Consider the following 22,977-nt stretch of genomic DNA (forward strand, 5'->3'; position numbering starts at 1 on the left):
GCGTGCGGCAGTCATCCGGATGGCCGGTTTGCTCATATCGTACGCGGCGCCAGATGTGGCAACCGTCAGTTGCTACCGTGACGACTTTCCGTCTGCCCGGTTGCCGGTGAACCGACTATCCTTGCCTGCACATTCCCCGCAGAAACAGGAGACGACACCGTGACGCACAGCGTGATTCCCGCAGGCCTCGCCGACGAAATGATCGAGATCCGGCACCGCATCCATGCCCATCCCGAACTCGGCTTCGAGGAATTCGCGACGAGCGACCTCGTCGCAGAGCAACTGCAGTCGTGGGGCTACACGGTGCATCGCGGGCTCGGTGGCACGGGCGTCGTCGCGCAATTGAAAGTCGGCACCGGCACGCAGCGCCTCGGCCTGCGCGCCGACATGGACGCGCTGCCGATCCACGAGGCCACGGGCCTGCCGTACGAAAGCAAGATCGCCGGCAAGATGCACGCGTGCGGTCACGACGGCCACACGGCGATGCTGCTCGCGGCCGCGAAGCATCTTGCACGCGAGCGACGCTTCTCGGGCACGCTCAACCTGATTTTCCAGCCGGCGGAAGAGGGGCTCGGCGGCGCGAAGAAGATGCTCGACGAAGGGCTGTTCGAGCTGTTCCCGTGCGATGCGATTTTCGCGATGCACAACATGCCGGGTTTCCCGACCGGCAAATTCGGCTTCCTGCCGGGGTCGTTCATGGCGTCGTCCGATACCGTCGTCATCGACGTGCAGGGCCGCGGCGGTCACGGCGCGGTGCCGCACAAGGCGATCGATCCGGTCGTCGTGTGCGCGCAGATCGTGCTGGCGCTGCAGACGATCGTGTCGCGTAACGTGTCGCCGCTCGACATGGCGATCGTCACGGTCGGCGCGATCCATGCGGGCGAGGCGCCGAACGTGATTCCCGATCGCGCGCAGATGCGCCTGTCGGTGCGCGCGCTGAAACCCGACGTGCGCGACCTGCTGGAGACGCGCATCAAGGAAGTCGTGCATGCGCAGGCTGCCGTGTACGGCGCGACCGCGACGATCGACTACCAGCGCCGCTACCCGGTGCTCGTCAACGACGCGGAAATGACCGAGTTTGCGCGCGGCATCGCACGTGAGTGGGTGGGCGAAGCGAACCTGATCGACGGGATGGTGCCGCTCACCGGCAGCGAGGATTTCGCGTTCCTGCTCGAGAAGCGGCCGGGCTGCTACCTGATCATCGGCAACGGCGACGGGGAGGGCGGCTGCATGGTGCACAACCCCGGCTACGACTTCAACGATGCAGCGCTGCCCACCGGCGCGTCGTACTGGGTCAAGCTGACCGAGGCGTTCCTGGTCTGAAGCGAAGTCGCGGCGGCGTGGCCGCCGCCGTTCGACATCCGCGTGTGCGTCCGCGATACCGGACGCGACAGCACGCGCGTGAATTTGACGCTCCTTGACATCGGCGCAACAGGTCGCGTGCTACGCTGCGCGCGACGCCGGATCGGCTCGATGAATACAGGTGTGGATGAAATGCGAAAACAGCTTTTGACCGTGCTGACGGCTTGTGCGGTCGGCGTTCTGGCGGCTGGGTGCGACGACCAGAAGGTGGCCGACGCAGTGAATGCGATCAAGCCCGATCCGATGGCGTTCGGCAATCTGCAGCCGGGCGTCTCGACGACCGAGGACGTGCTCCGCCAGGCAGGCAAGCCCGAGATGGTCAGGCAGGGCGACGACGGCTCGCAGCGGTTCGAATATCCGCGCGGCCCGTACGGCACGAGCACCTACATGCTCGATTTCGGGCCCGACGGCCGGCTCGTGTCGATCACGCAGGCGCTGACGGCGGCGAACATCGCGAAGGTCGTGCCCGGGATGTCGAAGGACGACGTGCGGCAACTGCTCGGCAAGCCGACCGAGATCGCGCAATACGCGCTGAGCCACGAAGAGGTGTGGAGCTGGCACTGGGCCGAGGGCGGCGTCTCGGGCGACGCGATGTTCAACGCGCATTTCTCGCCCGACGGCACCGTGATCCGCACTTCGCGCTCGGAAGCGCCGGGCCGCGAAAAGCCCTGACATCGCGGCGCCTCGCCGGTGTTCCGGTCAGAACGCCGTGCCGCCGAACAGCGCCACGACCACCTCCGGATTCGACGGCCAGTACATGTGCATGTACGTCGCGACGATTGCGCCGTGGCGATAGACGGCTTCGCCGCTGCCCGGCGTGCCGTCGGGGCGCACCGCGTTCGCGACCGGTTCCAGCGGCGTCGCGAGCGTCGAATAATGAAACGTATGACCGCGCATCGGCCCGGTGTGCGTATCGAACTGCTGCATGCCGAGCGCCGCGAACCGGCGCTGCATCGTCGCATGACCCGGCAGCAGGCCGAGCATCGGCGTGGTCGCGCCATCCACGTCGGTCAGCGATTCACCGAGATACACCATCCCCCCGCATTCCGCGACGATCGGCCGGCCGGCCGCCGCGTGCGCGTGAATCGTCCTTGCGGTCGCGGCATTTGCCGCGAGCGTCGCCGCATGCAGTTCGGGATAGCCGCCCGGCAAAAATAGCGCGTCGCAATCGTCCGGCACGGGGTCGTCGGCGAGCGGCGAGAAGAACCGCAACTGCGCACCGAGCGCGTCGAGCAGCGCCAGATTCGCCGGATAGATGAATGAGAACGCCGCATCGCGCGCGATCGCGATCCGCTTGCCGGCGAGCGCACGCGGCAACGGCACCGCGGCGTCCGGTTCCGCGAACACGACGGCCGGCGGCAATTCGGCGAGCGCCGTCTGCGCGAGCACGTCGGCCGCGCGATCGAGGCGTGCGTCGAGATCGTCGATGTCGGCCGGCTGGTGCAGGCCGAGGTGCCGCTCCGGCAGCGCGATGCCCGCGTCGGCCGGCACGTGTCCGAGCCAGCGGAGGTCGCCGGGCAGCGCCTGTTGCAATAATTCCGCATGCCGCGCCGAGCCGACGCGATTCGCCAGCACGCCGAGAAACGGCAACCCCGGCCGGAATCGCGCGAGGCCGAACGCGATCGCCGCGAACGTCTGCGCCATCGCCTTCGCGGAAATCACCGCGACGACCGGCACGCCGAACGCAGCCGCGAGGTCGGCACTGCTCGGCGTGCCGTCGAACAGCCCCATCACGCCTTCGATCAGGATCAGGTCGGCATCGCGCGCGGCATCGGCGAGCAACGCGCGGCAGCCGGCTTCGCCGACCATCCCGAGGTCGAGCGCATGCACGGGCGCGCCGCTCGCGCGTTCGAGCAGCATCGGATCGAGAAAATCGGGCCCGGTCTTGAACACCCGCACACGGCGGCCGAGCCGGCGGTGCAGCCGCGCGAGGCCGGCCGTCACCGACGTCTTGCCCTGGCCCGACGCGGGCGCGCTGACGAACAGCGCGGGGCAGGCCGGCACGCTCAGAACTCCACGCCGCGTTGCGCCTTCACGCCTTGCTCCTTGTACGGATGCTTGACGAGTCGCATTTCGGTGACGAGGTCGGCCGCATCGATCAGTGCATCGGGCGCGTGCCGCCCGGTCACGACGACATGCACCGAATCGGGGCGCGCGTCGAGCGTCGCGAGCACTTCGTCGAGCGGCAGGTATTCGTACTTCAGCACCGTGTTCAGCTCGTCGAGGATCACCATCCGGTAGTCGCCGCTTTCGATCATCCGGCGCGCCTCGTCCCAGCCCTTGCGCGCGGTCGCGATGTCAGCGTCGCGGTTCTGCGTGTTCCACGTATAGCCGTCGCCCATCGTCACGAAATCGCATTCCGCAACGGCGCCGAGGAAGTCGCGCTCGGACGTGTGCAGCGCGCCCTTGATGAACTGCACGACGCCAAGCCGCATGCCGTGGCCGAGCACGCGCACGGCCATGCCGAACGCAGCCGTGCTCTTGCCCTTGCCGTTGCCGGTATTGACGATCAGCAGGCCTTTTTCATGAGTGGCCGCAGCCTGTTTCTTCTCGTGGCCGGCGCGGCGGCGTTCGGTCATCCGCTGATGGGATTCGGCATCGGTTTTCATCGGATTCGTCCTGTCGAAAGAAAGCGAAACAAAGGGTTCAGAGCGGGCCGGCGAACGCGACCGTCACGCCGTCCCGGATGGATTTGGGGCCCAGCAACCGGCCGTTCGGCGCCGCGAGTTGCGCGCACGGTTCGGCCACACCGGCCACACCGAAGCGTGCAAGCGCGGCGTCCGACGGACCGCTCGCGGCCAGTTCGGGACGGCTCGCCAGGTGCGCCGCGTCGAACGCGACGAGCGGCCAGCCGCGTCGCGCGCACAGCGTGCGTAGCGCACGGGCACGCGCCTTCTCGGCGAGCGTCGCGACGAGCGCCGGTTCGATGGCCGGATAACACGCCAGCGCCGCGCGGATCGCGGCATCGAGTTGCGCGGCCGTAACGTCCGCGCGAAAGCCGATGCCGAGCGCGACGCGCATCATGCGCGGCCACCGAGCGCTGCGCGCACCGCCGGATCGTCGGCGAGCGCCGCGACGCGGCCGATCACGACGATCGCCGGCGAACCGAGCCCGGTCGCGCCGATGCGTTCGACGAGGCTGTCGAGCGTCGCGAGTACGTGCCGCTGTTGCGGGCGGGTCGCATTCTCGATCGCCGCGCATGGCGTATCGCCCGGCAGGCCACCGTCGCGCAGCGCTGCGGTAATCGCGTCGAGCCGGCGAATGCCCATATAGATCACGATCGTCATGCGCGTGGCCGCGAGCGCGCGCCAGTCGGGCTCGTCAGCGCCTGCGCCGTGGCCGGTGACGAAGATCACGCCTTGCGCGTCACCGCGCTGTGTGACGGGAATGCCGAGCGCGGCCGGCGCGGCGATACCCGCGGTGATGCCGTTCACGACCTCGACCGGAAAGCCGGCCGCGCCGAGCGCGGCCAGCTCCTCGCCGCCGCGGCCGAACACGAACGGATCGCCGCCCTTGAGCCGCGCGACGCTCCGGCCCGCGCGCAGGTGCGCGAGCATCGCGGCGACGATCGCTTCTTGCGGCGTCGATGCATGGCCGCCGCGCTTGCCGACGTGCTCGATTTGCGCGTCGGCGCGCGCATGGCGCAGCACGTCGGGGTTCACGAGATCGTCGACGAGCAGCACGTCGGCCATGCCGATCGCGCGCACGGCCCTGAGCGTCAGCAGGTCGGCGTCACCGGGGCCGGCGCCGATGAGCCAGGCGCGGCTCATCGCACGCGGCACGGCACGCACCGTGTCGAAACAGTGGAAAGGAAAAGGCGGGCGGCACATCGGCGGCCGGCGGACAGGCAATGCATGACGGATCGGGCGAAGCCCGCGCGAACGCGGGCGGAATGCGCACCCCATCCGTCCCCCGCGGATCGGGCGTTCGGCGAGCATCGGGCTCGCCCCTTGCGTCGGCCGGTATCCGGGCTGGCCGCTTGCCAGGCCGCAGCCTTCCCGCCCCGGTGAAGGGCAGTGGCATCGCGGGCGGCCTGGGCGCGTGCGCGGGGAGCGCGTCGCGCGGGCGGCGTACCGTTGCGGGGACAGCACAGGCCGGGCGGATGTCCGCCTCCTGTTTCCCGTTTAACTGCATGCGCGGAATGCGCATGCGAGCACCGAACGCGGCGCTACGATAGCACACGGTTCGCCCGCGCGAACCGGCCACCGACGGCCTCCGGCGCGGCGCACGGGCGGTGCGCAACGCAGTCCGGCCGCCCATGGCGCCTTGACGCTCCCCGCACCGCCGCCTACACTCGCACGCGTTTTGGTGCTCGCGCGTGCCGCTCCGGTGCGCGCAGTTAAACGGGAAACAGGGAGCCTGCCTGCATCGCAGTCGAGCCAACCTGTGCTGCCCCCGCAACGGTAAGCGAACGTGTCGCGCGCAACGCGATGCAGCGCCGCTTCGCCGCCTGTCTCGTGCAGGCGGACGACCGCCACTGGATGCCGCGTGCATCCGGGAAGGCGAAGCGGCGTGTTCGCCAGCCCGGATACCGGCCTAAACATTGGGGTTCAGCGCCGCGGGGAGGCGGCGCATCGTCCACGGCCGCAGCAGGCCCGACGCCCGGTGTTTCCCGCTGTCTGCGCCGATCGGCCCCCGCGCGAATGCGCCCGGGCCGGCGCGGCGAACGGCAGGCGGCGCGGGCAGGGCCGGCGGCAGCCGTGTTGGCATTCACGATGTCGACCGTTCGCAAGGAAGCACCATGTCCGATTCGTTGTTCCGCCCGTCGTGCGGCTGTCCGCGCGGATCACGCGGCGATCTTCCTGCGCTTCGCCCGCTGAATTGCCTCGCCGCCACCGACGCGACGATCCCGTCCTGATTCCCTCTTCGACACCGGACCTACCATGACCCTACGCAAGCTTCCCGTCACGATCGTCACGGGCTTTCTCGGCAGCGGCAAGACGACGCTGATGCGCCACATCCTGCAGCACGCCGAAGGCCGCCGCATCGCGGTGATCGTCAACGAATTCGGCGAACTCGGCATCGACGGCGAGATCCTCAAGGGCTGCGGCATCGGCTGTGAGGATGCCGAGGGCGCGCAGGGCGAAGCGTCGGGCCAGCTCTACGAACTCGCGAACGGCTGCCTGTGCTGCACCGTGCAGGAAGAGTTCTATCCGGTGATGGAAGCGCTCGTCGAGCGCCGTGCGGACATCGACCACGTGCTGATCGAGACGTCGGGCCTCGCGCTGCCGAAGCCGCTCGTGCAGGCGTTCAACTGGCCGACGATCCGCAACAGCTTCACGGTCGACGCGGTCGTGACCGTCGTCGACGGCCCGGCCGCCGCGAGCGGCCAGTTCGCGGAAAACCCGCAGGCCGTCGACGCACAGCGCCGCGCCGATCCGAACCTCGACCACGAATCGCCGCTGCACGAACTGTTCGCCGATCAGCTGTCGTCCGCCGATCTCGTGATCGTCAACAAGGCCGATCTCGTCGGCGATGCGGAATTCGCGCAGATCGAAACCGCGATCCGCGACGAGATCCCGCCGCAGGTGAAGATCGTGCGCGCGACGCGCGGCGAGCTCGACCTCGCGATGCTGCTCGGTCTCGAATCGGCATCTGAAGAAACGATCCACCTGCGTCACGATCATCACGGCTCGGCCGACGACGGCGATCACGATCACCATCACGACGAATTCGACTCGGTGGTCGTGTCGGGCGACGCCGGGACGCGTGAGGCGACGATCGCCGCGCTGCAGCGGGTCGTCGAAGCGCACACGATCTACCGCGCGAAGGGTTTCGCCGCGCTGCCCGGCGCGCCGATGCGGCTCGTGATCCAGGGTGTCGGCCGCCGCTTCGACAGCTATTTCGACCGTCGCTGGCAGGACGGCGAAACGCGCGCGAGCCGCTTCGTGCTGATTGGCGAGGATCTCGACGCGGCCGCGCTGCAACGCGCGTTCGACGCTGCGTGCGCGGCAGAGCCGCAACAGGCGTAACACACGATGCATCTGTTGCGCACCACGCCGGGCGGCTTCGTCGACGATACGCAGGGTGTCGTCCGGATCGACCAGCAGCCGGCCGACATCGTGATCCTGAGTTCGGCCGACACGACGCTGTCGCTGCTCGCGAGCGTCGTGCCGCAGTTGCCGGCCGGGTTCCCGAGCGTGCGGCTCGCGAACGTCACGTTCCTGCGCCAGCCGGCGTCGGTCGATTTCTACGTCGACGACGTGCTGCGCCACGCGAAAACGGTCGTGATCGATCATCTCGGCGGCGAAGCGTACTGGCCGTACGGGATCGAGCAGGCCGTGTCGCTCGCGTCGAAGCGCGGGCAGCAGCTCGCGATGTTCTCTGGCGACCTGCAGGAAGATCCGAACCTCGTCGCGAAGAGCACCGTCACGCCGGATCTGTGCCGGCTGTGGTGGCGCTACCTGCGTGAAGGCGGCGTGCACAACGCCGACGCGCTGCTGCGCAGCATCGCCTTCCATACGCTCGGGTTCGGCGACGAACCCGAGTTGCCGCGCCCGCTGCCGGCCGCCGCGCTGTATCACCCGGCGCGCGACCGCGCGAGCGTCGACGACTGGCGGCCGCGCTGGACGCCCGGTGCACCCGTCGTCGCGATCCTGTTCTATCGCGCGCACTGGCAGGCCGCGAACACGGCCGTGTTCGACGCGCTGGCCGATGCGCTCGTCGACGAAGGGCTGAATCCGCTGCCGATTGCGGTGACGTCGCTGAAGGATGCGGTGAGCCGCGAGGTCATCACGCAGCTCTGCGACACGCACGACGTCGCGCTCGTACTGAACACGACCGCGTTCGCGGCCGGCGCGATCGACAGCCCCGAACACGACGTGCTCGCCGGCGACGCGCCGGTATTGCAGGTGATCCTGTCCGGCGGCAATCGCGACGCGTGGGTGGCCGACAACCAGGGCCTGCATGCGCGCGACATCGCGATGCACATCGCGTTGCCCGAGGTCGACGGCCGGATCGTCACGCGCGCAGTGAGCTTCAAGGGGCTCGCGTATCGCTGCCCGCACACCGAAGTCGATGTCGTGCGCTACCAGCCCGACGCCGAGCGGATCGCGTTCGTCGCTGCGCTTGCGCGCGGCTGGTGCCGGCTGCGCACGCTCGACAATGCCGACAAGCGCGTCGCGCTGATTCTCGCGAACTACCCGCAAAGCGAAGGGCGGATCGGCAACGGCGTCGGGCTCGACACGCCTGCGTCCGCGCTGCGCGTGCTCGCGGCGCTGCGCGACGCGGGCTACGCGCTGGCCGACCTGCCGCCCGACGGCGACGCGCTGATCGCCCGGCTCACCGAAGGCGTGACCAACGACGCGGCCGTGCATGCGTTGCGGCCCGCGTTCCAGAGCTTTCCGCTGGCCGACTACGTTGCGCGTTTCGCGCGGCTGCCGGCGTCCGTGCGCGACGCGCTGAACGAACGCTGGGGGCCGCCCGAAGCCGACCCGACATTGCGGCAAGGGCGCTTCACGATCGCCGGCTGGCGCGCGGGCAACGTGTTCGTCGGCATCCAGCCGTCGCGCTCGCGCGGCGAGAACGATTACGCGAGCTACCACGACGCGGATCTCGTGCCGCCGCACGCGTATCTCGCGTTCTATTTCTGGCTGCGCGATGCGTATCGCATCGACGCCGTCATCCATCTCGGCAAGCACGGCAATCTCGAATGGCTGCCGGGCAAGAGCGTCGCGCTGTCCGACGCGTGCTGGCCCGACCTGACGCTCGGGCCGCTGCCGCACCTGTATCCGTTCATCGTCAACGATCCGGGCGAGGGCAGCCAGGCGAAGCGCCGCGCGCAGGCCGTGATCATCGATCACCTGATGCCGCCGCTCACGCGCGCAGAAAACTACGGCCCGCTGCAGGATCTCGAGCGGCAGGTCGACGAATACTACGAAGCGCTGATGGTCGATGCACGGCGCGCGAAGCTGCTGCGCAAGACGATCCTTGCGACGATCGCCGAACATCGTCTGCATGACGAACTGAGCGTGTCGCCGCCGCGCGATGCGGGCGACGAGGATGCGCTCCTGACGCGCGTCGACGCATGGCTGTGCGAACTGAAGGAAGCGCAGATTCGCGACGGGCTGCACGTATTCGGCATGTCGCCGGCCGATCGCCAGCGTCGCGACACGCTGCTCGCGCTCGCGCGCTTTCCGGTTGGCGACGGCAAGGGCGCTCGCGCGGGGTTGATCGGCGCGCTGGCGCGCGATCTCGCGCTTGGCGACGACTTCGATCCGCTCGCGGCCGACTGGGCCGCGCCGTGGGCCGGCCCGCGCCCGGCGGTCCTGCAGGCGCTCGACGCATCGCCGTGGCGCCATGCGGGCGATACGCGCGAGCGGCTCGAACGGCTTGCTCAGCAATGGCTGGACGGGCTGTGTACGGCCGATGGCGGCAACCCTGACGCCGACGCGATAGCGTCCGGCGAATGGCCGCACACGCTCGCGGTGATCGAGCGCGTCCGCGCGACGCTGCTGCCCGCGCTCGACGCGTGCGGCGGCGAGGAAATGCGCCAGCTTTTGCGCGGGCTCGACGGCCGCTTCGTGCCGCCGGGGCCGAGCGGCTCGCCGTCGCGCGGCCGCCCCGACGTGCTGCCGACCGGCCGCAATTTCTACTCGGTCGACACGCGTGCGGTGCCGACGCAGGCCGCCTGGTCGCTCGGCCTGAAATCCGCGCAGCAGCTGATCGAGCGGCATCTGCAGGATCACGGCGACTATCCCCGCGCGATCGGCCTGTCCGTCTGGGGCACGGCGACGATGCGCACGGGCGGCGACGACATCGCGCAGGCATTCGCGCTGCTCGGCGTGCGACCGAAATGGGCGCACGGCAGTCATCGTGTGACCGACTTCGAGATCCTGCCGATCGAGATCTTCGACCGGCCGCGCATCGACGTGACGCTGCGTGTGTCGGGCTTCTTCCGCGATGCGTTCCCGAACCTGATGCATCTGTTCGACGCGGCCGTGCAGGCGGTGGCCGCGCTCGACGAGCCCGAGGAACTGAACCCGATCCGCGCGCGCATCGAGCGCGAACGCGGGAAATGGATCGCGCAGGGCGTGGCACCGGACGAAGCGCGGCGCCGTGCCGGCTGGCGCGTGTTCGGCGCGCGGCCGGGCAGCTACGGCGCGGGGCTGCAGGACCTGATCGACCAGCGCCGCTGGCAGACCGACGCCGATCTTGCCGATGCGTACCGCCAGTGGGGCGGCCATGCGTATGCGCAGAACAGCGCGGGCGACGCCGCGGCCGACGTGTTCGGCGAGCGGCTCGCGACGATCGACGTCGTCGTGCAGAACCAGGACAGCCGCGAGCACGACATCCTCGATTCGAACGACTACTACCAGTTCCAGGGCGGGATGACGGCGGCCGTCCGGCACCTGTCCGGGCAGCAGCCGAGCATCTACCACGGCGACCATGCGAACCCGGTCGCGCCGAAGATGCGCACGCTGCGTGAGGAAATCGCGCGCGTGATCCGCTCGCGTGTCGTCAACCCCAAATGGCTCGACGGCGTGAAGCGTCACGGTTACAAGGGCGCGGCCGAGATGGCCGCGACCGTCGACTACCTGTACGGCTACGACGCGACCGCACGCGTGCTGTCCGATCACCAGTACGCGCTCGTCGCCGACGCGTACCTGTTCGACGACGCCACCCGTGCATTCCTCGAACGGCACAACCCGAAAGCGCTGCACGGCATCTGCGAACGCTTCGTCGAGGCGATGCAGCGCGGCCTGTGGCAGCAGCCGGGCGACTATCGCGAGCGGATCGAAGCGGTCTGGCTCGCGAGCGAACAATTCCAGGAAGGGGGACGGCGATGACCGATCCGACGACGCACCGCACCCGCGCGGTCTTTCCGTTTGCGGCGCTGGTCGCGCAGGATGCATTGCAGCAGGCGCTGCTGCTCGCCGCGATCGACCCGTCGCTCGGCGGCGTGCTCGTGAGCGGCCCGCGCGGCACCGCGAAATCGACCGCGGCGCGTGGCCTCGCGGAGCTGTTGCCCGAGGGGCAATTCGTGACGCTGCCGCTGTCGGCGAGCGACGAACAGGTGACGGGCACGCTCGATCTCGCGCATGCACTGGCAGAAAACGGCGTGCGCTTCCGGCCGGGCCTGCTCGCGCGTGCGCACCTCGGCGTGTTGTACGTCGACGAAGTGAACCTGCTCGCCGACGGGCTCGTCGATACGCTGCTGGACGTCGCCGCGAGCGGCGTGAATATCGTCGAGCGCGATGGCGTGTCGCACGCGCACGACGCGCGCTTCGTGCTGGTCGGTACGATGAATCCCGAGGAGGGCGAGCTGCGCCCGCAACTGCTCGATCGCTTCGGGTTGATGGTCGAACTGGAGAACTGCTTCGACGCCGCGCAGCGCGAGCGGATCGTGAAGGCGCGGCTGGCATTCGATCTCGATCCGGATGCATTTCGCGCGCGTCATGCGCCCGCCCAGCGTGAACTCGGTGACCGGATTCATGCAGCGCGCGCACGGCTGGCGACGCTCGATTTCGACGATGCGGTCCATGCGCGCGTCAGCGCGCTGTGCATCGATGCGGCCGTCGACGGGCTGCGTGCCGATCTCGTGATGCTGCGCGCCGCGCGCGCGCTGGCGGCGCTGGAACAGGCCGACGCGGTGACGGTGTCGCATGTGGAGCGCGTGGCGCAGGCCGTGCTGCGGCACCGGCGCCATGCGGGTACGCCGCCGTCGCACGGATCGCCGCAACCAAACCGTGAACGCGACGATGGTTCGCCGCCGGATGCGCGCCAGCGGCCCGACAACCGACAGGACGAGACACAAGGCGATGCATCGGCGTCCCAGGGCGACTGGGGCTACTTGCCGCCCGAGCCGGCTGGCCTGCGCGAAGTCAAAGGCGTCGTGCCGCTGCCGCTAAAAAAACGCTGAGCCATCGAGCCGGCGCCGCCGCGAACGCCGTTCGCGGTCCTCGATGGCAGTCAGGCGCAACCGCGCGCTTACCGGGCACGGCACGCGCGGGCAAGGCCGTTGCGTGGCCGGCGACGCTCGTCGCGAAGCGCGGTGGACCGCTGTGTCATGAGCATGTGCGCTTCCGGAAACGCGCGGGCACGCCGCAGGCGCTGCATTGCTTCGTGCTCGACTGTTCGGCGTCGATGCTGTCGCACGACCGGCTCGCGCTCGCAAAGGGGCTGATCGTCGCGTATTTCGATCAGGCTGCACGCGAGCGTGTCGAAACCGCGCTGATCTGCTTCGGCGGTCAAGGCGCCGCACGGCGGTTCGGCCCGGCCGTGCCGCGCTGGTGGAATGCGCGCTGGCTCGAACCGGTCGACGGCGGCGGCGGCACGCCGCTCGCGGACGGCATCGCGGCCGCCACGCAGTTGCTCGCGCGCGATGCGCGGCGCGAGCCCGGCAAGCAGCGCTGGCTGTGGGTGCTGTCCGACGGGCGCACGCGCGAGACGGCGGCAAAACCCGCGGCGGCCGATCACGTCGTGTTCGTCGACTTCGACGATGCGGCCGTGCGGATCGGGCAGGGCGCGCGGCTTGCCGCCGCATGGGGCGCGCAATGGATGACGGCGGACGCGCTTCGCACGGATCTCGCGGGCTGATGGCCGGCCGGCGGTGCGATATGATCGCCGCTTCTGCTTCTGCCCACTGGAAAAACCCGCCATGCAAGTACTGGTCGATGCCGACGCGTGTCCCGCCGTCATCAAGGACATGCTGTTTCGCGCCGCGCGTCGTGCCGAAATCTGCGTGACGCTGGTCGCGAACCAGTTCCTGCGCACGCCGCCGTCGCCGTTCATCAAGGCCGTGCAGGTGCCGGCCGGCTTCGACGTGGCTGATGCGCGCATCGTCGAACTGGTCGAGGCTGGCGATCTCGTGATCACGGCCGACATCCCGCTGGCTGCCGCCGTCCTCGACAAGGGCGCGCATGCGCTCGACCCGCGCGGCAACTGGTTCAGCCGCGAGAACATCGAGGAACGCCTGTCGACGCGCGCGATGATGGATCAGTTGCGCAGCGCGGGCATCGACACCGGCGGCCCGGCGCCGTTCAGCGCGCGTGACGGCAAGGCGTTTGCCTCGCAGCTCGACCGGTTTCTGGCGCGGCACGGCAAGTCTTGAGGTCGGGGCGCGACGGCCGCGTGTCGTGACGCGTCCAGCGTGGGGGGAGCCCCGCACGCGCTACAACGCCGGATCGCCGGACCGCCGGATCCACATCGAATCGCGCACGTCGCCCGGGCCGGGGTGCGTGATTGCGTCGACGCTGCTATCGTGGCGCAAACGACAATCCAACCCAGGAGTGCACGCGTGACACCGACTCAACTTCTCATCCCGACCTTCACCCACATGCTGAGCGCACAGACCGCGTGGCTCGACAAGGCTGTCGCGCACCGGCAGGCCGCGGGCGACGCGCCCGACGCGGCGATGACGTTGAGGCTGGCGCCCGACATGTATCCGCTCGCGGCACAGGTGCGCTTCTCATGCTTCCAGGCGATGGAGCCCGTCCACCGGCTGCGTGGCGAGCCGTTGCCGGCTGCGCTGCTGGCCTTGCGCGAAGCGGGATGGAATGCGGATGCGCAGCCCGGCACGCTCGCCGACGCGCAGGCGATCATCGCGGGCACGCTGGCCTTTCTCGGCGAACTCGCGCCGGATGCGCTGGATGGCGGCACGGCGCTGCCGATCGCGCTCGAGCTGCCGAACGGGATCGCGTTCGACATGACGGGCGAACAATATGCGCGCGACTGGGCGCTGCCGCAGTTCAATTTCCACGCGATCGCCGCTTACGCGATCCTGCGCCACCATGGTGTCGAACTCGGCAAGGCCGACTACGTGCCGCACATGCTCGCATACGTACGACCCGGCACGATTCCGCAAGGGTGAACATCGAAGCGACATGACACGGGCACTGTTCATCTGCAGCCGCAACCGGCTGCGCAGCCCGACGGCCGAAGCGGTATTTGCCGCGTGGCCCGGCATCGAGACCGACTCCGCGGGCCTCGCGCCCGATGCGGACGCGCGGCTATCCGCCGAGCAGCTCGACTGGGCCGATATCGTGTTCGTGATGGAGCGCGCGCACAAGGCAAGGCTGTCGACGCGCTTCGGACCGCATCTGACGGGCAAGAAGATCGTCTGCCTCGACATTCCCGACCGCTACGCGTTCATGCAGCCGGAACTCGTCGCGCTGCTCGAGCGCAAGGCCGGCCCGTTCCTGCGCGCGTGATCGGCGCGGGCAGCGCCGCCGTCAACGAAGCGGGCCGTTGACGATCGCCGAAAAACAGTCGAGACGCAGCATCTCGATGATCTTGCGCGTCGGCACGCTCGCATGGAGCGTGTCGAGCCGGTCGACGGTGAACCACTTGCAGCGGGCGATCTCGTTGCTCGCGCGCGGCGTCAGGTGTGCCGGCACCTCGACCACGAACACGTGATGGAGCTTCGACAGCCCGCCGAACTGCACCGCATAGTCGAGCGCGAGCCCCTCCAGCCGCGTTTCCTCGGCCAGTTCCCGCTGCGCGGCTTCGAGCGGCGTCTCGCCGCGCCGGATCGTGCCGCCCGGCAGCGACCAGCGCGACGCCGTGCGGGCGACGAGCAGCACGCTGCTGCGCTGGCGGCACACGATCGTGGCGCGTTCCTTGGTGACGGCGAGGGTATCCGGCCCGGTGCTCATGTTCGGCAAAACAGGTGCTGAATCGTGGAGAAAGTGCGCGTCGGCGGCGAGTTGTCCGGCAGCGGGCCGCGACGGCGTGCAGGCAGCCGCACCGATCTTACCGGCCGTTCGTGACAGTTCCGTGCACGGCGCAGCGCGCCGGACACGGCGTCATGCGTGCGTATAGATCCCGCTGCGCACCGGCTTCGCACGGCGCGAACGGCGCTTGTGAACGGCGCGCCGATGATGCGGCGATGGCGCCGTCGCGTGCCGGCGCGCAGGCGCGGGCCGGGCAGCGGGCGCACCGGCCCGCGGTGCAGCGGCGGGCATTTGCGTCTGTCCTTCGCCGAAATGGAAAGTCTGGGTTTGCGCGTGTGCGACGCCCAGCGTCGACGCCAGTACGAAGGCCGCCAGCCACAACCGTTTCATGAATATTCCGCCTTGCTTTTGTCAGGATGAAGGGAGTCCGCCAGCTTAGCGAAGGGCGGGGCGCCACCGCAACCCGCCCGCGTTCGGTGTCGTCCCCACTTGCGCTCGGCGACGTTATCCGCGCGGCAGGCGGGTGCATCCGGGCTTGACAACATAATTCCCGAGTGTGAATATAAATTCACACACAAGAATTATTCGTCGAATCCGGAGAGGCGTGGCGCAGGCGCCAGGCCACCGGAGCCGGCAGTCCGATCAACCGGAATCAGGAGCGGGACGCATGGCGGAACACGAGCAGCAGGGCGCGCTGGCGGGATTGCGCATCATCGATCTGTCGCGGGTGCTGGGCGGCCCGTACGCGACGCAGATCCTCGCCGACCACGGCGCGGAGGTGATCAAGGTCGAACCGCCGTCCGGTGACGAAACGCGTACCTGGGGGCCGCCGTTCGACGGCGACACCGCGTCGTATTTCCTCGGTGTGAACCGCAACAAGCTCGGCGTCGCGCTCGACCTGACGCAACCGGCCGACCGCGAGCGGCTGCTCAGCCTGCTCGAGCACGCGGACGCCGTCGTCGAAAACTTCAAGATCGGCACGATGGAGCGCTGGGGGCTCGGCTTCGACGCGCTGCACGCGCGGTTTCCGCGCCTCGTCTATTGCCGCGTGTCGGGTTTCGGCGCGGATGGCCCGCTCGGCGGGCTGCCCGGCTACGACGCGGCCGTGCAGGCGCTCGCGGGGCTGATGAGCGTCAACGGCGAAGCGGGCGGCGCACCGCTGCGCGTCGGCGTGCCGATCGTCGATCTCGTCACCGGGCTGAACGCGGCGCTCGGCGTACTGATGGCGCTGCGCGAGCGCGATGCGAGCGGCCTCGGCCAGTTCGTCGAGTCGACGCTGTTCGACTGCGCGCTGTCGATCCTGCATCCGCATACGCCGAACTACTTCCATTCGGGCAACGCGCCCGTGCGCACCGGCAACGCGCATCCGAACATCACGCCGTACGACAGCTTTCCGACGGCAGGCGTCGACATCTTCCTGGCGGTCGGCAACAACGGGCAGTTCGCGGCGCTGTGCGACGTGCTCGGCACGCGCGGCTGGCTCGACGATCCGCGTTTCGCCGACAACCGTGCACGCAGCGCGCACCGTGCCGCACTGCGTGCGCTGCTCGAAACCGCACTGGCCGCGCATGACGGTGCGGCGCTCGCCGAGCAGCTGATGCGCCGCGGCGTGCCGTGCGCGCCGGTGCTCGGGCTCGATGCGGCGCTCGATCATCCGCACGTTGCGCATCGGGAGATGAAGGTCGAGCTGGGCCGGCATCGCGGCATCGCGTCGCCGATCAAGCTCGGCCGCACGCCGGCGACGTACCGTCGGCCGCCGCCGGCACTGAACGAACACGTGGCGCAGGTGTTTGCGCACGACGACCACGACGACGACGATCGCCGGGACTGACCGGCATCGCGGCCGCCGGCCGCGCCGCGCTGCGGCGCAGGGCCGCGCGGTCCGGCACATCATCATTCGGACATCACGCCGGCTTGCGCACGGAAGACGCATGCCGGCTGAAGAGGAGACGCATCATGCTCGCATGGATCGGCGCGATCGCCATCGTCGCGCTGTTCGGCCTGATCATCACGAAACGGCTGTCGCCGCTCGTCGCGCTGATCGTCGTGCCGGTGGCCGCGTCGCTCGCGGCGGGCTTCGGGCTGCAGACCGGCAAGTTCATCGTGCACGGCGTGCAGAACATCGGCCCGATCGCCGGCATGTTTGTTTTTGCGATTCTATTTTTCGGAATCCTCACTGATTCGGGGATGCTCGACCCGATCATCGCGGGCGTATTGCGCGTAATCGGCTGCCATCCGCCGCGCATCGTGATGGGCTCGGCACTGCTCGCGCTGCTGATTCACCTCGACGGCTCGGGCGCGGTCACGTTTCTCGTCACGTTGCCGGCGATGATGCCGCTCTACACGCGGCTCGGGATGGACCGGCGGATTCTCGCGTGCGTCGCGTCGATGGCGGCCGGCGTCAACTTCCTGCCGTGGGTCGGGCCGATGCTGCGCGCATCGGCGGCGCTGCACATTCCCGGCTCGGTGATCTTCACGCCAATGATTCCGGTACAGATCGTCGGGCTCGTGTTCGTGTTCGGCACGGCGTACGTGCTCGGCGTGCGCGAGGCGAAGCGGCTCGGGCTCGACCGTGCCGGCGCGGCGTCGCTGGCGATCGCACCACGCGAGCTGACCGACGCCGAACGCGCGTTGCGCCGGCCGGGCCGCTTCGGGATCAACGTCGCGCTGACCCTCGTCGTGCTCGTGACTCTGGTGTCGGGCATCGTCGACCCGATGGTGATGTTCATGCTCGGCACGGTCGCCGCGCTCGTGATCAACTACCCGGATGTGCAGGCGCAGCGCGAGCGGATCGACGCGCATGCGAAGGCCGCGCTGATGATGGCGAGCGTGCTGCTCGCGGCCGGCGCGTTCACCGGCATCATGTCCGGCACCGGGATGCTGAAGGCGATGGCGGAAGTCGTCGTCGCGCACGTGCCGGTCGAGCATGCGCGCCACATGCCGTTCGTGCTCGGGCTGCTGTCGATGCCGCTCAGCTTGCTGTTCGATCCCGATTCGTTCTACTTCGGCGTGCTGCCGGTGCTCGCGGAGAGCGGCAAGCTGCTTGGCGTGCCGCCGATCCAGATGGCGCAGGCCGCGCTGCTCGGCCAGATGACGACGGGCTTTCCGGTGAGCCCGCTGACGCCCGCGACGTTCCTGATCGTCGGCCTGACCGGCGTCGAGCTCGCCGAGCACCAGAAATTCACGATTCCGTTCCTGTTCGCCGCCACCGTGCTGATGGTGTTCGCCGCGGTGATCGTTGGCGTGTTTCCGTTGTGAGCGCGCCAGACGTGCCGCTTCGTGGCCGTGCCCCGAGGGGCCAATCCTGCGAGGGGACGTTCCGCGGCGCGGCAACCCTGGCGCCGCCTGGCGCTTTTTTGAGAGCGGCGCGGCCGCTCGGCTTTTTCCGGGAGTGCAATCCATGCAGTTCGACCTGACCGACGACCAGCGCGCGATCGAAAGCGCGATCGAGAAAATCTGCGAGCGCTTCGGCGACGACTACTGGCTCGAACGCGATCGCGCGGGCGGCTTTCCGGCCGACTTCCACGCGGCGCTCGCCGAAGCCGGCTGGCTCGGCATCGCGATGGATCCGGCCCATGGCGGCGCCGGTCTCGGGATGACCGAGGCCGCGCTGATGATGCGCACGATCAGCGCATCGGGCGCCGGCCTGTCCGGCGCGTCGGCCGTGCACATGAACATCTTCGGGCTGAATCCCGTGCAGGTGTTCGGCAACGAAGCGCAAAAGGCGCGCTTTCTGCCGCCGCTGATCGCCGGGCACGACAAGGCGTGCTTCGCGGTGACGGAACCCGACGCGGGCCTCGACACCACGCACCTGACCACGCAGGCGCGTCGCGACGGCGATCACTATGTGCTGAGCGGGCGCAAGATCTGGATCTCGACCGCGCAGGTCGCGAACAAGATGCTGATCATCGCGCGCACGACGCCGCTCGACCAGGTCGCGAAGCCGACCGACGGCCTGAGCCTGTTCTACACCGACCTCGACCGCTCGCACGTCGAGGTGCGCGAAATCGAGAAGATGGGCCGCAAGGCCGTCGATTCGAACATGCTGTTCATCGACAACCTGCGCGTGTCGCGCGATGACCTGATCGGCAACGAAGGCGACGGCTTCCGCTATCTGCTGCATGGCCTGAACCCCGAGCGGATCCTGATCGCGGCGGAGGCGATCGGGCTCGGGCAGGCCGCGCTGCGCCGCGCGACGCAGTATGCGTGCGAGCGCGTCGTGTTCGGCCGGCCGATCGGGCAGAACCAGTCGATCCAGCATCCGCTCGCCCAGGTGTGGATGCAACTCGAGGCTGCGTGGCTGATGGTGATGAAGGCCGCGACGCGCTACGACGCTGGGCAGTCGTGCGGCGCGGAGGCGAACGCGGCCAAATACCTCGGCGCCGAAGCCGCGTTCCAGGCGTGCCAGACGGCCGTCGCGACGCTCGGCGGGATGGGTTACGCGAAGGAATACCATGTCGAGCGCTACCTGCGCGAGTGTATGATTCCGAGGCTCGCGCCCGTGAGTCCGCAACTGATCCTGTGCTACATCGCGGAGAAGGTGCTCGGGCTGCCGAAGTCGTACTGACCGTAGCGACCCGGCGGCCGGCGCCGCGCGCGGTTTCCCGTTTCGATTCAAGCGCTCGTCATGGACGTCAAACTCGTTGCCCGCACGCTCGACCTGTTCGAGCTGTTCGCCGCCGAACGGCGGCCGCTGCCACTCACCGAACTCGCGCGCCTGCTCGATGTGCCGCCGTCGAGCTGCCTCGCCATGGCGCGCACGCTCGTGAGCCGCGGCTATCTGTACGAAGTGCGCAAACGTGGCGGCTACTACCCGACGCGGCGCCTGCAGACGATCGCCGCCGCGATCGACGCGACCGATCCCGTCGTCGATATCGTGCATCCGCACCTCGTCGCGCTGCGCGACGCGAGCCGCGAGACGGCCGTGCTCGGCAAGATCCAGGGTGTGTCGGTCACGTACCTCGACGTCGTCGAGTCGGAGCAGGCGATCCGCTATACGCGCCAGCCCGGCGAGCTGCGTCCGCTGCATGCGAACTCGATCGGCAAGGCGATCTTCGCGGAACTCGCCGGCGATGCGCAGCAAACGCTCGGCGCACAGCTGGCGTTCGAACGCTTTACCGAGGCGACGGTGGCCGACCTGCCGGCGCTCGTCGCGCAAACCGCACGGTTTCGTGATCTAGGCTGGGCCGAGAACTTCGGCGAGAGCGCGCCCGAGCTGTCGGCGATCGCGGTCGCGCTGACGCTCGACGGCGACTGGTACGGGCTGTCGGTCGTCGGGCCGACCGAGCGGATCCGCCAGCATCGCGACACGCATGCGGCGCTGCTCGTCGACGCGAAGGCCAAGCTGCTGGCCGAGCACGCGCGCGGTTGACGGCGGGCAGGGCACGCCTGCAGCGGCCCTGCAAACGCGCCAGCCAGCAGGCCGTCCGCCGCCGATCGGGCAGCGATCGCCGCGAACGGCCCCGGATCCGCGAGCCTAACGACGGCCGATACGCGGCATCACGACTTCACCCACACACCGCCCGCACTCGGGTTGTCGCCTTGCGTCCACCATTTCGCGCAATACTTCGCGCCCTGGTACATCACGCAGGTGCCGCCTGAATACGCGGTCGTCGCCGACCACGTGGCCGTGCCGCCGCCGACCGGCTTCCATACGGCCGCCTGGCCGGGCACGTCGCCCTGCGTCCACCATTGCGCCTGGTACGTCGTCCCCTGGTAGGTGACCGTCGCGCCGGCCGTGTAGACCTGGCCGGCAGCCCACGGTGCGCCCGGCTGCGGCGTGCCGCCGTCCGAGCCGCCGCCGTAGTTCGGATCCTGCGTCACGCCCGCGCCCCATTTGCCGTCGAGCTGCTTGAAGATCGTCGCGAACGCGTATGGCTGCTGCGCGACGCCCGAGCAGGTCGGCGACGCATATGTGCCGCCGGACGGGCACGCCTGATCGCGGCCGACCGACCAGTTGCCGAAGAAACCGTAGCCGTTGGCGATCGCCGCATTCAGCACGCTTTGCGCATTCGCGAGCGTGAAGGTTTCGCCCTGCACGTCGTTCACGCCGATCATCGGCGTAACACCGACCATCTGCCAGAGCTGCGCATTGGTCTTCGGCTGGCCGGCCGACTTGAACGCCGTGTCGAGTTGTGAGTACAGCGCCTGCGCGGCGCTGATCGCGGCGGCGCCCATGTCGATGTTCGCGGGGCCGTAATCCATCGCCATCACGTTCACCGCATCGAACGCGGCCTGGTTCGCGATTGCCGCGTTGACCACGTTCAGGCCGTCCTGCGTGAGCCCGGTCGGCATCGTCGGCAGCGTCAGCGTGACGTGCAGCGGCTTGCCCTTCGCCGCATAGTCGGACTGCAGTTGCGCGACGGCCTGGAAGTTGCGCGCGACCGCGGCCGTGTCCTGTTGAGATGCGCCTTCGATGTCGAAATCGATGTGCGTGAGGCCGTACGTGTCGATCACGGTCTGGTACGCGCTCTTCAACGCAGGGACCGTCGAGCACGCCTGCATCAGCGGCGTACCGTTCGCCCCGCCGAACGACACCGCGACTTCGCCGCCTTTCGCGCGGTAGCTCGCGATCGACGTCGACAGCGCGGTCAGGAGGCCGCCGCTCGCGCCGTTGCCGATCGGCTGCACGCCGCCCCACGACGGCACGCAGCCGTTGCCCGCGACCACGAACGCGAGCGTGAATTGCTGGATACCTTGCCGGACGCCGATCTGGTCGACGAGCGGCGTCGGATAGAGCGTCACGTCGACGAAGGGCGCATAGACGCCGGCGCCCTGGGACACACTCGCCACTGCAAGCAGACAACCCGCGGCAACTGCACGCGGGATGAAACGCGGCAACACATTGTTGTTCATTGTGTTCTCCAAGTGGAAGAGGGATACGTTGGCCTGCGTATCGCCGCCGGTCGTGCGACCGGGCATGCCCGGCCGGCGGCGTGCCCATCTTGGAGGATTCGCGCTGAATAGTGAATGGTTAGGTGTTCTTTTTGTTATTTGATTCCCGATACGTAACGATCTTGCCGATTCGACACCGTTGCGCAACGCATCGGGCGGGTGATTTTCCCGATCGGCGCCCGCCCCGCGAGACGTGCCGCTTACGTCGATGCAGGCTGCGCGAGCGAGCGCGCCAGCGCAACGAAACGCTCGACGCATGCCGACGAAAACGGCTCGTTCCACGACACGATCTGCTCGACTGCGCGCGTGCCGGCGAGCGGCACGTAGACGACGCCCGGACGCTGCAGCGTCGCCGTGAAGCCCGGCACGATCGCGATGCCGCGTTCGGCGGCCACCAGCGACACGAGCGTTGTGATCTGTGCGGCGGTTGCCCCGATCCGCGGTGCGAATCCGGCCTGCGCGCACAGGTCGTCCAGCGCGGCGGTCAACGCCGAACCGTAACCGGGCGGAAAGGTGACGAAGGTTTCGCTGGCCAGTTCGGCGACGTCGAGGCTCGCACGGTTCGCGAGCGGATTACCGGCCGGCACGGCCGCGACGAGCGGTTCGCGCGACACGACGAGCGACGCGACCGGTACGCCGGGCGCGCCGTCCCACGCCCAGCCGAAGCCGACGTCCATCGCGCCGTCGGCGATCTGCTGGCGCTGGCTGGCGGTCGCCGCTTCGCGAAACGCGAGTTCGACGTCGGGCATCGTGCGGCTCGCGGCGCGGATCACGTCGGGGAACGTGTCGGACATCGGAATCGAGCTCGCATAGCCGATCACGAGGCGCCCGGCGATGCCTTGCGCGATCTTGCGCGCGCTCGCCTCGGCTTCGGCGGCCGCGCTGACGACGTGGCGCGCATGTTCAAGGAACAACTCGCCTTCCGGCGTGAGCCGCACCGCGCGCGTCGAGCGCTCGAACAGGCGCACGCCGAGATCGCTTTCCAGCGCGGCGATATGGCGTGTCAGCGGCGGCTGCGCGACGCGCAGGCGCAATGCCGCGCGGCCGAAGTGCAGTTCGTCGGCGACGACCACGAAATAACGGAGGCGGCGCAGGTCGAGCATTGTTG

Annotated in this window: 21 protein-coding genes and 2 riboswitches; of the genes, 13 read left to right on the forward strand and 8 right to left on the reverse strand. The window is 69.0% G+C overall.

What is annotated here, in order from left to right:
- Positions 1–159 precede the first annotated feature (159 nt).
- On the forward strand, positions 160–1,323 hold the full coding sequence (locus KEC55_RS08370; protein WP_282504931.1) for a M20 aminoacylase family protein: 1,164 nt from the start codon (positions 160–162) through the stop codon (positions 1,321–1,323).
- A 171-nt stretch (positions 1,324–1,494) separates the two neighbouring features.
- Complete coding sequence (bamE, locus tag KEC55_RS08375) at positions 1,495–2,034, forward strand: outer membrane protein assembly factor BamE domain-containing protein (protein WP_048244354.1); 540 nt, start codon at positions 1,495–1,497, stop codon at positions 2,032–2,034.
- 27 nt (positions 2,035–2,061) lie between these two features.
- Here bamE and KEC55_RS08380 read toward each other — a convergent pair whose 3' ends face one another.
- From KEC55_RS08380 to cobA, 4 genes are read right to left on the reverse strand one after another with little or no spacing between them, the layout of a single operon-like run.
- Entirely contained in the window at positions 2,062–3,366 is a 1,305-nt protein-coding gene (locus KEC55_RS08380; RefSeq protein WP_282504932.1) for a cobyrinate a,c-diamide synthase, read from the reverse strand.
- Between the two features lie 2 nt (positions 3,367–3,368).
- Complete coding sequence (gene cobO / locus KEC55_RS08385) at positions 3,369–3,971, reverse strand: cob(I)yrinic acid a,c-diamide adenosyltransferase (RefSeq protein ID WP_282504933.1); 603 nt, start codon at positions 3,969–3,971, stop codon at positions 3,369–3,371.
- Positions 3,972–4,008: 37 nt separating this feature from the next.
- Positions 4,009–4,386, reverse strand: coding sequence for a cobalamin biosynthesis protein (locus tag KEC55_RS08390; protein ID WP_282504935.1), 378 nt, complete (start codon positions 4,384–4,386; stop codon positions 4,009–4,011).
- Positions 4,383–5,192 carry a uroporphyrinogen-III C-methyltransferase gene (cobA, locus tag KEC55_RS08395; protein ID WP_282504936.1) on the reverse strand — a complete coding sequence of 270 codons (810 nt, stop codon included), beginning with the start codon at positions 5,190–5,192 and terminating at the stop codon, positions 4,383–4,385. The genes KEC55_RS08390 and cobA overlap by 4 nt, the downstream gene beginning before the upstream one ends.
- A 110-nt stretch (positions 5,193–5,302) precedes the next feature.
- Positions 5,303–5,538: riboswitch (cobalamin riboswitch) on the reverse strand.
- A gap of 113 nt (positions 5,539–5,651) precedes the next feature.
- Positions 5,652–5,916, forward strand: a riboswitch (cobalamin riboswitch).
- 329 nt (positions 5,917–6,245) lie between these two features.
- Between cobA and cobW the strand changes: the two genes are divergently transcribed.
- The 7 genes from cobW (at position 6,246) to KEC55_RS08430 (ending at position 14,513) form a co-directional block, all read left to right on the forward strand.
- Positions 6,246–7,334 (forward strand): cobalamin biosynthesis protein CobW, encoded by a 1,089-nt coding sequence (cobW, locus tag KEC55_RS08400; protein ID WP_282504937.1) that lies wholly within the window; start codon positions 6,246–6,248, stop codon positions 7,332–7,334.
- Positions 7,335–7,340: 6 nt separating this feature from the next.
- A complete protein-coding gene (gene cobN, locus KEC55_RS08405; protein ID WP_282504939.1) occupies positions 7,341–11,150 on the forward strand; it encodes a cobaltochelatase subunit CobN in 3,810 nt (1,269 codons plus the stop codon).
- On the forward strand, positions 11,147–12,223 hold the full coding sequence (locus tag KEC55_RS08410; protein ID WP_282504940.1) for an ATP-binding protein: 1,077 nt from the start codon (positions 11,147–11,149) through the stop codon (positions 12,221–12,223). Before cobN ends, KEC55_RS08410 begins: the two co-directional genes overlap by 4 nt.
- Positions 12,224–12,363: 140 nt before the next feature.
- The gene (locus tag KEC55_RS08415; RefSeq protein WP_282507504.1) at positions 12,364–12,900 is read left to right on the forward strand and encodes a vWA domain-containing protein; all 537 of its coding nucleotides are present in this window, start codon (positions 12,364–12,366) and stop codon (positions 12,898–12,900) included.
- A 61-nt stretch (positions 12,901–12,961) separates the two neighbouring features.
- Positions 12,962–13,414 (forward strand): YaiI/YqxD family protein, encoded by a 453-nt coding sequence (locus KEC55_RS08420; RefSeq protein WP_282504942.1) that lies wholly within the window; start codon positions 12,962–12,964, stop codon positions 13,412–13,414.
- 186 nt (positions 13,415–13,600) lie between these two features.
- A complete protein-coding gene (locus KEC55_RS08425) occupies positions 13,601–14,173 on the forward strand; it encodes a DUF1993 domain-containing protein (protein WP_282504944.1) in 573 nt (190 codons plus the stop codon).
- A gap of 13 nt (positions 14,174–14,186) precedes the next feature.
- Positions 14,187–14,513 carry a low molecular weight protein tyrosine phosphatase family protein gene (locus tag KEC55_RS08430; RefSeq protein ID WP_282504946.1) on the forward strand — a complete coding sequence of 109 codons (327 nt, stop codon included), beginning with the start codon at positions 14,187–14,189 and terminating at the stop codon, positions 14,511–14,513.
- A gap of 21 nt (positions 14,514–14,534) precedes the next feature.
- Here the strand turns inward: KEC55_RS08430 and KEC55_RS08435 are convergent, their stop codons facing one another.
- Both KEC55_RS08435 and KEC55_RS08440 read right to left on the reverse strand, forming a co-directional pair.
- The gene (locus KEC55_RS08435) at positions 14,535–14,957 is read right to left on the reverse strand and encodes an NUDIX hydrolase (RefSeq protein WP_282504948.1); all 423 of its coding nucleotides are present in this window, start codon (positions 14,955–14,957) and stop codon (positions 14,535–14,537) included.
- A gap of 150 nt (positions 14,958–15,107) precedes the next feature.
- Complete coding sequence (locus KEC55_RS08440) at positions 15,108–15,365, reverse strand: hypothetical protein (RefSeq protein ID WP_282504950.1); 258 nt, start codon at positions 15,363–15,365, stop codon at positions 15,108–15,110.
- A gap of 277 nt (positions 15,366–15,642) precedes the next feature.
- Between KEC55_RS08440 and KEC55_RS08445 the strand changes: the two genes are divergently transcribed.
- From KEC55_RS08445 to KEC55_RS08460, 4 genes are all read left to right on the forward strand, one after another.
- Entirely contained in the window at positions 15,643–16,806 is a 1,164-nt protein-coding gene (locus KEC55_RS08445; RefSeq protein WP_282504952.1) for a CaiB/BaiF CoA transferase family protein, read from the forward strand.
- Positions 16,807–16,931: 125 nt separating this feature from the next.
- Entirely contained in the window at positions 16,932–18,233 is a 1,302-nt protein-coding gene (locus KEC55_RS08450) for a CitMHS family transporter (RefSeq protein WP_282504954.1), read from the forward strand.
- A 142-nt stretch (positions 18,234–18,375) separates the two neighbouring features.
- The gene (locus KEC55_RS08455) at positions 18,376–19,542 is read left to right on the forward strand and encodes an acyl-CoA dehydrogenase family protein (protein WP_282504955.1); all 1,167 of its coding nucleotides are present in this window, start codon (positions 18,376–18,378) and stop codon (positions 19,540–19,542) included.
- Between the two features lie 60 nt (positions 19,543–19,602).
- Positions 19,603–20,346 (forward strand): IclR family transcriptional regulator, encoded by a 744-nt coding sequence (locus KEC55_RS08460; protein WP_282504956.1) that lies wholly within the window; start codon positions 19,603–19,605, stop codon positions 20,344–20,346.
- 128 nt (positions 20,347–20,474) lie between these two features.
- On the opposite strand, the gene KEC55_RS08465 is transcribed toward KEC55_RS08460, so the two are convergent.
- The gene (locus KEC55_RS08465) at positions 20,475–21,830 is read right to left on the reverse strand and encodes a chitinase (RefSeq protein ID WP_282504957.1); all 1,356 of its coding nucleotides are present in this window, start codon (positions 21,828–21,830) and stop codon (positions 20,475–20,477) included.
- A 239-nt stretch (positions 21,831–22,069) separates the two neighbouring features.
- The gene (locus KEC55_RS08470; RefSeq protein ID WP_282504959.1) at positions 22,070–22,972 is read right to left on the reverse strand and encodes a LysR substrate-binding domain-containing protein; all 903 of its coding nucleotides are present in this window, start codon (positions 22,970–22,972) and stop codon (positions 22,070–22,072) included.
- Positions 22,973–22,977: the final 5 nt, after the last annotated feature.

The organism is Burkholderia cepacia (assembly GCF_029962485.1).
Classification (GTDB): domain Bacteria; phylum Pseudomonadota; class Gammaproteobacteria; order Burkholderiales; family Burkholderiaceae; genus Burkholderia.

What these genes read in the sequence shown, in the direction of transcription:
- KEC55_RS08420 (WP_282504942.1), top strand. Translation starts at nt 12,962, where the DNA reads ATGCAAGTACTGGTCGATGCCGACGCGTGTCCCGCCGTCATCAAGGAC.
- KEC55_RS08435 (WP_282504948.1), bottom strand. Translation starts at nt 14,957, where the DNA reads ATGAGCACCGGGCCGGATACCCTCGCCGTCACCAAGGAACGCGCCACG.
- KEC55_RS08460 (WP_282504956.1), top strand. Translation starts at nt 19,603, where the DNA reads ATGGACGTCAAACTCGTTGCCCGCACGCTCGACCTGTTCGAGCTGTTC.
- KEC55_RS08410 (WP_282504940.1), top strand. Translation starts at nt 11,147, where the DNA reads ATGACCGATCCGACGACGCACCGCACCCGCGCGGTCTTTCCGTTTGCG.
- cobW (WP_282504937.1), top strand. Translation starts at nt 6,246, where the DNA reads ATGACCCTACGCAAGCTTCCCGTCACGATCGTCACGGGCTTTCTCGGC.
- KEC55_RS08450 (WP_282504954.1), top strand. Translation starts at nt 16,932, where the DNA reads ATGCTCGCATGGATCGGCGCGATCGCCATCGTCGCGCTGTTCGGCCTG.
- KEC55_RS08470 (WP_282504959.1), bottom strand. Translation starts at nt 22,972, where the DNA reads ATGCTCGACCTGCGCCGCCTCCGTTATTTCGTGGTCGTCGCCGACGAA.
- bamE (WP_048244354.1), top strand. Translation starts at nt 1,495, where the DNA reads ATGCGAAAACAGCTTTTGACCGTGCTGACGGCTTGTGCGGTCGGCGTT.
- KEC55_RS08455 (WP_282504955.1), top strand. Translation starts at nt 18,376, where the DNA reads ATGCAGTTCGACCTGACCGACGACCAGCGCGCGATCGAAAGCGCGATC.
- KEC55_RS08430 (WP_282504946.1), top strand. Translation starts at nt 14,187, where the DNA reads ATGACACGGGCACTGTTCATCTGCAGCCGCAACCGGCTGCGCAGCCCG.
- cobA (WP_282504936.1), bottom strand. Translation starts at nt 5,192, where the DNA reads ATGTGCCGCCCGCCTTTTCCTTTCCACTGTTTCGACACGGTGCGTGCC.
- KEC55_RS08440 (WP_282504950.1), bottom strand. Translation starts at nt 15,365, where the DNA reads ATGAAACGGTTGTGGCTGGCGGCCTTCGTACTGGCGTCGACGCTGGGC.
- cobO (WP_282504933.1), bottom strand. Translation starts at nt 3,971, where the DNA reads ATGAAAACCGATGCCGAATCCCATCAGCGGATGACCGAACGCCGCCGC.
- KEC55_RS08390 (WP_282504935.1), bottom strand. Translation starts at nt 4,386, where the DNA reads ATGATGCGCGTCGCGCTCGGCATCGGCTTTCGCGCGGACGTTACGGCC.
- KEC55_RS08445 (WP_282504952.1), top strand. Translation starts at nt 15,643, where the DNA reads ATGGCGGAACACGAGCAGCAGGGCGCGCTGGCGGGATTGCGCATCATC.
- KEC55_RS08465 (WP_282504957.1), bottom strand. Translation starts at nt 21,830, where the DNA reads ATGAACAACAATGTGTTGCCGCGTTTCATCCCGCGTGCAGTTGCCGCG.
- cobN (WP_282504939.1), top strand. Translation starts at nt 7,341, where the DNA reads ATGCATCTGTTGCGCACCACGCCGGGCGGCTTCGTCGACGATACGCAG.